The sequence below is a fragment of the Herbaspirillum sp. YR522 genome, from assembly GCF_000282575.1.
Taxonomy (GTDB): domain Bacteria; phylum Pseudomonadota; class Gammaproteobacteria; order Burkholderiales; family Burkholderiaceae_D; genus Herbaspirillum.
Map to the genome: position 1 here is coordinate 1 of NZ_AKJA01000165.1, position 10,576 is coordinate 10,576.

A 10,576-nucleotide genomic window follows, 5' to 3' on the forward strand; every position below is an offset into this window, starting at 1 on the left:
AGGCGGGCGGCGAAAAGCCGCTCGAGCAGCTCTCGCCGAGCGCTGCGCGGGCCGTGCTGAGTGGCGCCCAGTCCGGGGTCAAGCTGATCCTGCCCAAGGCCGACGTGTCCGAGAAGACCATCACCGCCGACGGCCAGCAGATCAAGCTGACCATCGTGCGCCCGGCCGGCGTGGCCAAGACCTTGCCGGCATTCATGTTCTTCCACGGTGGCGGCTGGGTGCTGGGCGACTTCCCCACGCATGAACGACTGGTGCGTGACCTGGTCGCCAATTCGGGCGCGGTGGCGGTGTTCGTCAACTACACGCCTTCGCCTGAAGCAGGCTACGGCGTGGCGATCAGCCAGGCCTATGCCGCGACCAAGTGGGTGGCCGAGAACGGTGCCCAGATCAAGGTCGACGGCAAGCGCCTGGCGGTGGCAGGCAACAGCGTCGGTGGCAACATGGCGGCGGTGGTGGCCTTGATGGCCAAGGACAAGGGTGGTCCGGCCCTGCGCTCGGAAGTGCTGCTGTGGCCGGTGACCGACGCCAACTTCGACACCGGTTCGTACAACCAGTTTGCCGATGGCTACTTCCTGACCAGGAACATGATGAAGTGGTTCTGGGACAGCTACACCACCGATGCCGCCAAGCGTCGTGAAATCACCGCATCGCCCCTGCAGGCGACACCGGAGCAGTTGAAGGGCTTGCCGCCAACCCTGATCCAGACCGCCGAGAAGGATGTGCTGCGCGACGAGGGCGAGGCGTATGGCCGCAAGCTGGCCGCGGCCGGCGTGGCCGTCACCACCGTGCGGTATGACGGCATGATCCACGACTTCGGCCTGTTGAACGTGCTGGCAAAGGTGCCGGCGGTCGAGGCGGCAATGCGCCAGGCCGGGCAGGAACTGAAGTTCCACCTGAAGTAAGCTGGCTTCATCGCGCAACCCGTCGTCCCGGCATTGGCCGGCACGACGGGTTTTTACATGGCAGGGCGCCTTGCCGCTTGCAAGCGCGGCTGGCGGTCGTCGTGGCGAAGGCGGCGGGCCAGTCCCGCGCCCGGTTTCGGCCTATTCCACGCGCGCCGCGCCGCTGGCCGGACCCAGCACTTTCTTGAGCCACAGGCCGATATCCTCGACTTCCTCGCCGCATACCGAGTGCTGCATCGGATAGTCGTGCCACTCGACCTGGTAACCCAGCGCCGCCAGGGTTTCGAAGGATTGTTGCGCGCGCGCCAGCACCACCACCGGGTCGAGCGTGCCATGCGCCATGAAGATCGGCGTGTCCTGGTTGGCCGCGTGGCGTTCGTCGGCCAGCTTGGCCGCCAGCGGCAGGTAGCCTGACAGGCACATCAGGCCAGCCAGGGGCTCGGCATGCCGCAGGCCGACCTGCAGCGTCATTGCGCAACCCTGCGAAAATCCGGCCAGTACGATGCGCGAGGCCGGCACGCCGCGGGCCTTCTCGGTGGCGATCAGCTGTTCGACCAGCGCCTGTGAATTGCGCAGGCCGGGCTCGTCCTCGCGTCGTACCAGGTCGGGCGCGAAGATGTCGTACCAGGCACGCATCACGTAGCCGCCGTTGACCGTCACCGGCATGGTGTGCGCGGTGGGAAAGATGAAGCGGATCGGCGGGCAACCGGCCAGGTCGAGTTCGCGCACGATCGGCACGAAGTCCGAGCCGTCGGCGCCCAGGCCGTGCATCCAGATGACGCTGGCGGTGGGGTTGGGAGCGGTGTCGATCTGGATGGTCTCGAGCTGGGTGGCCATGATGTGGTCCTGGTGTCCTGTGAGGGTGGAAAGGGGCCAGCGATTTGTGCGCAACGCCACGCGCGGGCACAATACGGTGTTGCTGAAAAGCGCACATCATACGATGAACGCGGCAGAAAATCTGCGCGTCGCCCAGGAGAACACCGATGCCATTGTCCAAAACGATTTGCGCCGCGCTGGCCTGCGTGGCCATGCTGCCGGCGCTGGCTGGCGCCGAAGGGCTGGAAGGGGCCATCTTCCAACCCACGGGTGAGAACCTGATGGTCTCGCCACCGCCCGGTTGGCGCCTGGCGTACATGAACGGCGAGCCGGCCGGCGATTATGTGGTCGAGTTCATGCCGGCCAACGAGGCGCACGACTCCTGGCGCGAGGGCTACATGAGCGTGCAGCGGCGCAGTTTTCCCGAGGCCGGTTTGCTGGCCAATATCAAGGCGCGCAACCTGACGGTGGCGCAGGTGGCCATCAGCGAGGTGATGCAGTCGGTACAACGGGCCTGCCCGGGACGCTTTGTCGCCATGCGCCAGAAGGACAGCGTGACCAACGGCGTGCCGACATCGGTGTCGGGCGGCTTCTGTGACCGTGCGGGAAGCGCCGCGCCCTACGGCGAGGGGGCGGTGGTGGCGGCCTACCAGGGCAGCGAACGGATGTTCGTGCTGCAGTTCGGCTGGCGTCCTGCCACCGCCAACGAACTCAAGGAATATGCCTACCGCGTCACGCCGGCCCGGCTGCAGCAATATCTCGACCTGCTCAATGCGGCCACGCTGTGCGGCGGCAAGGACCAGGGCGTCTGCCCGCGGTAAGCGCAGCCGGCCGCCGGGCGGTCTGACGGTCTGACGCTCTGGTGGTCAGTTGGGGGCTGGGCGCATCGCCGACTTGGGGCGGAAGGCCTGGCAGACCGACTCTACCGTTTCGATGTAGGGGCCGCCGATGAGGTCGATGCAGTACGGCACCGCGGCGAAGATGCCCGCTACCTGCTGCTGGCCGTGCTGGTCCTTGAGGCCTTCGAGGGTTTCCTTGATCGATTTGGGCTGGCCGGGAAGATTCATGATCAACGCCGCGTGCGTCGCGGTCTCGCGGATGACCGCCACCTGGCGCGACAGGATTGCGGTGGGCACGAACTTCAGGCTGATCTGGCGCATCTGCTCGCCAAAGCCAGGCATCTCGCGCGTGGCCACGGCCAGCGTCGCCTCGGGCGTGACGTCGCGCCGCGCCGGGCCGGTGCCGCCAGTGGTCAGCACCAGGTCGCAGCCGATCTCGTCGACCAGTTCGATCAGGGTCTTTTCGATCAGCGGCTGTTCATCGGCGATCAGGCGGGTATGCATCTTCCAGGGGCTGGCCAGTGCCGCGCCGAACCATTGCTCCAGCGCCGGGATGCCCCGGTCTTCATAGACGCCGCCGGCGGCCCGGTCGGAAATCGAGACCAGGCCGATCAGCAGTGGGCGCCGCTCAGTGCCCATCGTCCTGGTCTTCCTGGTCTGGCTGTTCTTCGTCGTCGGCCCGGCGCGCCGCGCCCGCCTGCAGCTGCTTGAGGATCTGGAAGATCTCGCGATAGGCCTTGGGCGGCTTGTTCTCGGCCTGTTCCTTGCGGGCGTTGCGGATGAGGGTGCGCATGTGCTGCAGGTCGAGCTCGGGGTACTGGCTGCGCAGGGCGGTCAGGGCGTCGTCATCGGCCAGCAGTTTTTCGCGCTTGCGTTCCAGGGCGTGCATGGCGGCGGTCTCGGACTTGGAGGCGCCGCGCCAGCTGTCGATGGTCTTCTGGATGATGGCGATCTCTTCGGGATCGAGGGTGCGCATCTTCTTGCCCACGTATTGCATCTGGCGTCGACGGCCTTCATGGGCCTTGATGTTCTGGCATTCGAGGATGGCGTCGCGCACATCCTCGGGCATCGGCACCCGCTTGACGCGGTCGCGCGGTTCGGCGACCAGCGCCTCGCCCAGTTTCTGGAGCTCGTCGCTTTCGCGCTTGAGTTGGGACTTGGAAGGGCGGTCGTATTCCTGTTCGAATTCGGACGACTGGAATCCGACTGCGCCGCGGTTCGCATTAGGCATAAGTATGGCTTTGCAGAAAATTATTACTAAACGGCTGCTATGATAACCGTTTTACCCCGTATTCCAGAGAAAACAGGCTCATGAGCGACAGCGTATTTACCCATAGTCAAGACCAGTTGAAGCAATTGGCGCAAGATGTGTTGCGCTATGCCCGCGAGAAAGGTGCCTCGGACGCGGCCGTCGATATCAGCGAAGGCGGCGGCCTGTCGGTGGCAGTGCGCAAGGGAAAGATCGAGACCATCGAGCAGAACAAGGACAAGGGCATCGGCGTGACCGTGTTCCTGGGCGAGGGCCGCCAGGTGCGACGCGGCAACGCCAGCACCTCGGACTTCTCGCAGCAGGCGCTACGCGAGACGGTCGAGGCGGCCTACAACATTGCGCGCTTCACCGCCATCGACGACTGCGCCGGCCTGCCCGACGCCGACATGCTCGAAATGAAACCGCGCGACCTCAAGCTGTTCTCGGCCTGGGATATTTCCACCGAGCAAGCCGTTGCCATCGCGCAGCGTTGCGAACAGGCCGCACTCGATACCGATGCGCGCATCACCAATAGCGAAGGCGCCAGCGTTTACGCCCAGCATTCGCACTTCGTGGCCGCCAATTCGCGTGGTTTCGTGGGCGGCTACCCGTTTTCGCGACACACCATTTCGGTGGCCCCGATTGCCGGGCGCGGCAGCAACATGCAGCGCGACGACTGGTATTCGTCCAAGCGCGACCCGGCGCTGCTGGCCGAGCCCGAGGCAATCGGCCGCTATGCCGCCGAACGTGCGCTGGCGCGCCTCGATGCGCGCAAGCTGACCACCCGCAAATGCGCCGTGCTGTTCGAGGCGCCGCTGGCCGCCGGCTTGCTGGGCGCGTTCGTGCAGGCGGTCTCGGGGGGCGCGCTGTACCGCAAGTCGACCTTCCTGCTCGACTCGCTGGGCACCCAGGTGTTTCCGGGGCACATCCAGATCAATGAAGACCCGCATGTGGTGGGCGCCGTCGGTTCGGCCCCGTTCGACGAGGAAGGCGTGCGCACCGTCAAGCGCCAGGTGGTCAAGGATGGCGTGGTGCAGGGCTACTTCCTGTCGACCTATTCGGCGCGCAAGCTGGGCATGCAGACCACCGGCAACTCGGGCGGCTCGCACAACCTGGCGCTGACCTCGGCGCTGACCACCAAGGCCGACACCTTCGCAGGCATGCTCGCGAAGATGGGCACTGGATTGCTGGTGACCGAACTGATGGGGCAGGGCGTGAACTACGTCACCGGCGACTATTCACGTGGTGCGTCCGGCTATTGGGTCGAGAATGGCGTCATCCAGTATCCGGTCGAAGAGATCACCATCGCCGGCAACATGAAGGACATGCTGCGCCAGATCGTGGCCATCGGCAACGATACGCTGGTACGCGGCACCAAGGAAACCGGCTCCATCCTGCTCGAAAGCATGACGGTGGCCGGCGACTGAATCCGGGGCAGGGCCGGGGCCGGGATCTTGCTGTGCGGCACCGCCCTGCACGTCATGCAGGGCGTTGGTAGAATGCAGCATTGACCGCCACGGTCGTCCTTAGCGATTGCTGTCCAACCAACATGGCCCTACATACCGAAGCCGCCCATTCGAGCGGCCAAGTCCTGCCTTTCAGAGAATCCCTGCTGGCCACCCTCGGCATCTGCTTCGTCATCATGCTGGTGGCGCTGGACCAGACCATCGTCGGCACCGCATTGCCCACCATCGTGGCCGAGCTCAAGGGTTTCGACCTGTACGCCTGGGTCGCCACTTCCTATTTGCTGAGCTCGGTGATCACGGTGCCGATCTTCGGGCGGCTGGGCGATTACTTCGGCCGCAAGCCGTTCGTGATCGCCTCCATCATCGTCTTCGTCGGCGCCTCGGCGCTGTGCGGCATGGCCAACAGCATGCTGTTCCTGGTGCTGGCGCGCGGGCTGCAAGGTATCGGCGGCGGCATGCTGGTCGGCACCTGTTTTGCCTCCATCGCCGATCTCTTTCCCGATCCGCGGGTGCGCTTGCGCTGGCAGATCATCCTGTCGGCCGCGTTCGGCATCGCCACCGCCGTCGGCCCCACACTGGGCGGGATCCTGACCGAAGGCCTGGGCTGGCGCTGGGTGTTCTACTGTAACCTGCCCATCGGCGTGATCTCGCTGTACTTCGTCTGGCGCTTCGTGCCGCATATCCGTCACATGCAGCACCAGGGCAAGATGCGCCTGGACTGGCCGGGGGCGCTGTTGATCTCGCTGTCGCTGGGCAGCCTGCAACTGCTGGTCGAGCTGCTGCCCAAGCGCGGCCTGAGCCCGGGCATGGCGGCCTTGCTGGCGTGCAGCATCGTCGCTTTCGTCGCGCTCTGGAAATGGGAGCGCCGCGCGGCCCAGCCGATCCTGCCCTTCGAGATGTTTCGCGATCCGGCGCTGGCCAGCCTGTTCGCGCTATCGGTGCTGGCCGGCTTCGCCATGTTTTCGCTGTTGATGTATGCGCCGCTGCTGTTCCAGGGCGGCTTCGGCATGTCGCCGCGCGAGGCGGGGCTGCTGATCACGCCGCTGGTGGCGTGCATCACCGTGGCCAGCATCGTCAACGGCCGCATCATCACCCGCATTCCCAATCCCAACATGATGATGACGGTCGGCTTCGTGCTGGTGGCCTTGTCCTGTATGGGAGTGGTGCTGTGCGACCGGGGCACCGGTCGTGGCTTCATGCTGGCGACCATGCTGGCCGGCGGTTTCGGCCTGGGGCTGGTCTTGCCCAACCTGACCGTGTTCGCGCAACAGGCGGCGCGCCGCGAACACCTGGGCATCGCCACGGCGCTGTTGCAGTCGCTGCGCATGATCGGCGGCATGCTGGGCACGGCCGTGACCGGCACCCTGGTGGGGCAGATGTATGGCAACGGCGTGCAGAAGGCGCTCGAAAGCGACCACGCTGCGCAGTGGCTCAAGGACTTCAGCGACCCCGAGGTATTGGTCAACCACGATATCCAGTCGGTGCTGCTGGGGCAGCTGATGCAGGCCGGCCATGACGGCTCGGCCTTGCTGGACGCGGCGCGCGATGCGCTGGTGGGGGCAATCCACATGGGGATCGCCATCGCCGTGGTGGCGTCCCTGGCGGGCCTGTGGATGGTGCGCCGGGTGCCGCGCATCAAGTTCGCCGAGCAGGCCAAGGTCGAGCCGGTGATGTCCGAATAGCGGTCAGGTCACGGGGAAGGATCGGCTTTCTTCACCACCGCGTAGCGCGCCAGGGTGGTCGCGCGCGCCTGGGCGTGGTCGACGATCGGCCGCGGATAGTCCTCGCCCAGCACCAGGCCGGCCTGGCGCAGCTCATCGGGCGTGGCGGTCCATGGGGCGTGGATGCGCTTGGCCGGCAGCTTGGCCAGTTGCGGCAGGTAGCGCCGGATGAACTTGCCCTCGGCATCGAATTTTTCTGACTGCGTGACCGGGTTGAAGATGCGGAAGTAGGGTTGTGCATCGCAGCCCGACGATGACGCCCATTGCCAGCCACCGTTGTTGGCCGACAGGTCGTAATCGTTGAGGTGGATGGCGAAATAGCGTTCGCCCCACCGCCAGTCGATGCCGAGATCCTTGGTCAGGAAGCTGGCCACCACCATGCGCAGGCGGTTGTGCATGTAGCCGCTTTGGTTGATCTGCAGCATCGCCGCATCCACCAGCGGATAGCCGGTACGTCCCTCGCACCAGGCCGCAAACAAGGTCTCGGCCTGCGCGCCGCGCTCCCAGGCGATGGCGTCGTAGTCGGGCTTGAAGGCCTGCCGTGCCACCCGCGGGTGATGGTGCAGGATCATGAAATAGAAATCCCGCCAGGTCAGTTCCGACAACCACGTGGCCGCGCCCGCGGCGCCTCGCCCGGCGTGCATTGCCTGCAATGCGGCACGGGCCAGCGAGCGGATCGACACGGTGCCAAAGCGCAGGTGTACCGACAGGTAGGATGGCCCCTTGACCGCCGGAAAGTCGCGCGCCGTGCCATAGGCGCCGATGCGGTCGAGAAAATCGTCCAGCAGTGCGTCGGCGCCGCTCATGCCGGTGGGAATCTTCAATTCGTCCAAATTGCTGGGCGCGAACCCCAATTGCGCGATCGAGGGTATCGGCTGCGCCAGCGCCGCCGGCGGCGGCACCAGCGCACGCGCGTACCTGGCCACCGGGTAGGGCTTCAGGAAGAAATCGCCATCGGCCTCTGCCAGCCTTGCCATCCAGGCATTCTTGTAGGGCGTAAATACCGAAAAGGGCGTGTCGCTGCGGGTCAGGATCTCGTCCTTCTCGAAGATCACCTGGTCCTTGCTGCTGAAGAACAGGATGCCATCCTTGCTCAGGCGGTCGGCCACCGCCTGGTCGCGCTCGACCGCCTGCGGTTCGTAGTCGGTATTGGCAAACACCGCTTGTACGCCCAACTGCCGCGCCAGTTCCGGGATCGCGGCGGTGGCACTGGCGTGGCGCACGATGAGGCCGCCCCCGGCGCCGCGCAATGCGGTGTCGAGTTCGGTGACCGATTGCAGGATGAAGTCGACGCGGCGGTCCTGGCCGACGCCGTCGGCGGCGAGCGCGTCGAGGATGTCGCGATCGAAGACGAACACGCAAGACACCTGGCGGCTTTGCGACAGCGCGTAATAGAGCGCGGCATGGTCGGTGTCGCGCAGGTCACGGCGGAACCATACGAGGGAGTGGTCGAATCTTGGCATGGGCAGCGTCCGGGGGGGCAAAGCGCGATGATAGACGAGCTCGGCAAGGGCGGCCAGCCCGCATGTTGTCGGCAAGGCATCCGGTGGATGTGCTTGGTCCGGTCGCTGTTTGTACGACCGCGATACGACGGCGCAGCTAGCGGGCACCGTTGTTTTTCGGTGCCGGGGTTGCCATGGCTCAAGTGGCATCGGTTAGCCGCCGTTAGAATGAAGTGTCCCTGGGAGGGGACGGTAGGTTCAGGTGGCGCCGCGCCATTCGGCCGCGCCTTGTGGGGTGACAGGGGAATCGGATGAAGAACATGAAGATAGGGACCCGGCTGGCGCTGGGCTTTGCCGCAATTCTGGTACTGATGGGCATCATCACCGCGATCGGGGTCTGGCGCCTGCATTCGGTAGGCACGCTCAACGACACCATGGTCAATGACGCGCTGGTCAAGGAGCGCCTGGTGGGCGAGTTCTACAAGTCGATCGAACTCAATGTGGGGCGTATCGTGGCCGCTGCCAAGAACGCCGACCCGGTGCAGCAGAAGTATTACAAGGACCAGATCGTCGCCACCATCGGCAAGAACACCGAGTACGTCAAGCAGATGGAGGCCCTGATCACGGACGACGCCGGCCGCGCCGCGCTGGGCGAGATCAACGAACGTCGCAAGGCGGTGATTGCCACCAACACCGCCGTGTTCAAGGAAAAGGACGCCGGCAACGAAGACGCCGCCCGCAAGCTGGTCGATGATCAGTTGTTGCCCCAGGGCCAGGTCTACCTGGCTGCCATCGACAAGCTGGCGCGCCTGCAGGAAGACCGGATCAAGAGCCTGACCACCGAGATCGACGCCGTCTTTCGCAGCGCCCGCGTGATGATGATCACGCTGGGCGTGCTGGCGCTGGCCGTCGGTATCGCCCTGGCCTGGGGCATCACCGGCTCGATCGTGCGACCATTGCGCTCTGCCGTCGAGGTGGCCAGGCGTGTGGCGGGTGGGCAATTGGACAACCGCATCGAAACCGGGTCGGGCGACGAGACCGGGCAGTTGATGCAGGCCCTGGGCGAGATGAACGACAACCTGGTGCGCATCGTCAGCCAGGTGCGCCAGGGCACCGATACCATCGCCGCGGCCTCCACCGAGATCGCCGACGGCAACCTGGACCTGTCCAACCGTACCGAGCAGCAGGCCAGTTCGCTCGAAGAGACCGCTTCGGCCATGGAAGAGCTGACCTCGACCGTGAAGCAGAATGCCGACAATGCGCTGCAGGCCAACCAGTTGGCCGTATCGGCCTCGGAGGTGGCCGTCAGCGGCGGCAGCGTGGTGTCGCAGGTGGTCTCGACCATGGGCTCGATCAATGCGTCTTCGCGCAAGATCGTCGACATCATCGGCGTCATCGATGGCATTGCCTTCCAGACCAACATCCTGGCGCTCAATGCGGCTGTCGAGGCGGCCCGCGCCGGCGAGCAGGGGCGGGGCTTTGCGGTGGTGGCATCGGAGGTGCGCTCGCTGGCGCAGCGCTCGGCGTCGGCCGCCCGTGAGATCAAGACCCTGATCGACGATTCGGTGTCCAAGGTCGATGCCGGCAGTCGCCTGGTGGAGCAGGCCGGCGTGACGATGGACGAAGTGGTGGCCAGCGTGCGACGTGTCACCGATATCGTGGGCGAGATCAGTTCGGCCAGCCGGGAACAGAGCGACGGCATCGAGCAGGTGAACCAGGCCATCGCCCTGATGGACGAAGCGACCCAGCAGAACGCGGCACTGGTCGAGCAGGCGGCCGCGGCAGCGCGCGCGATGCAGGACCAGGCAGCGACCCTGTCGCAGACGGTGGGCGTGTTCAGGTTGTAGGGATGTTCGTCCCTTCCGTGCGGCGCGGGCGTGTCTTCGATACGCCGCTGCGCGGCTACTCAGTCCGAACGGTTTGGGAGGTAGGGAAAAAGCCGATGCGCCCGGTTGCGGCGGTATGGGTGCGTCTTCGATACGCCGCTGCGCGGCTCAGTCCCAAGGGTGGGAGGGTGACAGAAAAGCCGATCGTCCTGAGTAGCCGCGCAGCGGCGTACCGAAGGAGGGCCCCAACACGCAAAAGGCCGATCGGCTTTCGCCAATCGACCTTTTATGTTTTGGTGCCCACGGAGGGACTCG

General features: G+C 65.5%; 9 protein-coding genes. 5 read left to right on the plus strand and 4 right to left on the minus strand.

The genetic code is table 11. The annotated features are described in order from the left end of the window. Positions 1 to 902, plus strand: a 902-nt coding sequence (locus tag PMI40_RS22670) for an alpha/beta hydrolase (protein WP_008120402.1), incomplete at its 5' end; no start/stop codon positions are given. A 141-nt stretch (positions 903 to 1,043) separates the two neighbouring features. Here the strand turns inward: PMI40_RS22670 and PMI40_RS22675 are convergent. Continuing rightward, positions 1,044 to 1,739, minus strand: a complete 696-nt coding sequence (locus PMI40_RS22675; protein WP_008120403.1) for an alpha/beta hydrolase — start codon at positions 1,737 to 1,739, stop codon at positions 1,044 to 1,046. Positions 1,740 to 1,885: 146 nt separating this feature from the next. On the opposite strand from PMI40_RS22675, the gene PMI40_RS22680 reads away from it, so the two are divergent. Then, entirely contained in the window at positions 1,886 to 2,539 is a 654-nt protein-coding gene (locus PMI40_RS22680; protein ID WP_008120405.1) for a hypothetical protein, read from the plus strand. Positions 2,540 to 2,584: 45 nt separating this feature from the next. Here the strand turns inward: PMI40_RS22680 and mog are convergent, their stop codons facing one another. Beyond that, complete coding sequence (mog, locus tag PMI40_RS22685) at positions 2,585 to 3,196, minus strand: molybdopterin adenylyltransferase (protein ID WP_008120407.1); 612 nt, start codon at positions 3,194 to 3,196, stop codon at positions 2,585 to 2,587. Further along, on the minus strand, positions 3,186 to 3,788 hold the full coding sequence (gene yjgA / locus PMI40_RS22690; protein ID WP_008120409.1) for a ribosome biogenesis factor YjgA: 603 nt from the start codon (positions 3,786 to 3,788) through the stop codon (positions 3,186 to 3,188). Before yjgA ends, mog begins: the two co-directional genes overlap by 11 nt. 80 nt (positions 3,789 to 3,868) lie before the next feature. On the opposite strand from yjgA, the gene pmbA reads away from it, so the two are divergent. Both pmbA and PMI40_RS22700 read left to right on the plus strand, forming a co-directional pair. Further along, complete coding sequence (gene pmbA / locus PMI40_RS22695; RefSeq protein ID WP_008120412.1) at positions 3,869 to 5,233, plus strand: metalloprotease PmbA; 1,365 nt, start codon at positions 3,869 to 3,871, stop codon at positions 5,231 to 5,233. Between the two features lie 122 nt (positions 5,234 to 5,355). Further along, positions 5,356 to 6,954: an MDR family MFS transporter gene (locus PMI40_RS22700; RefSeq protein WP_008120413.1), complete on the plus strand. Its 1,599-nt coding sequence runs from the start codon at positions 5,356 to 5,358 to the stop codon at positions 6,952 to 6,954. Between the two features lie 8 nt (positions 6,955 to 6,962). Here PMI40_RS22700 and PMI40_RS22705 read toward each other — a convergent pair whose 3' ends face one another. Then, positions 6,963 to 8,456, minus strand: coding sequence for a deoxyribodipyrimidine photo-lyase (locus tag PMI40_RS22705; protein ID WP_008120415.1), 1,494 nt, complete (start codon positions 8,454 to 8,456; stop codon positions 6,963 to 6,965). A gap of 290 nt (positions 8,457 to 8,746) precedes the next feature. Between PMI40_RS22705 and PMI40_RS22710 the strand changes: the two genes are divergently transcribed. Further along, on the plus strand, positions 8,747 to 10,282 hold the full coding sequence (locus PMI40_RS22710) for a methyl-accepting chemotaxis protein (protein ID WP_008120417.1): 1,536 nt from the start codon (positions 8,747 to 8,749) through the stop codon (positions 10,280 to 10,282). The last annotated feature ends 294 nt before the right edge of the window (positions 10,283 to 10,576 follow it).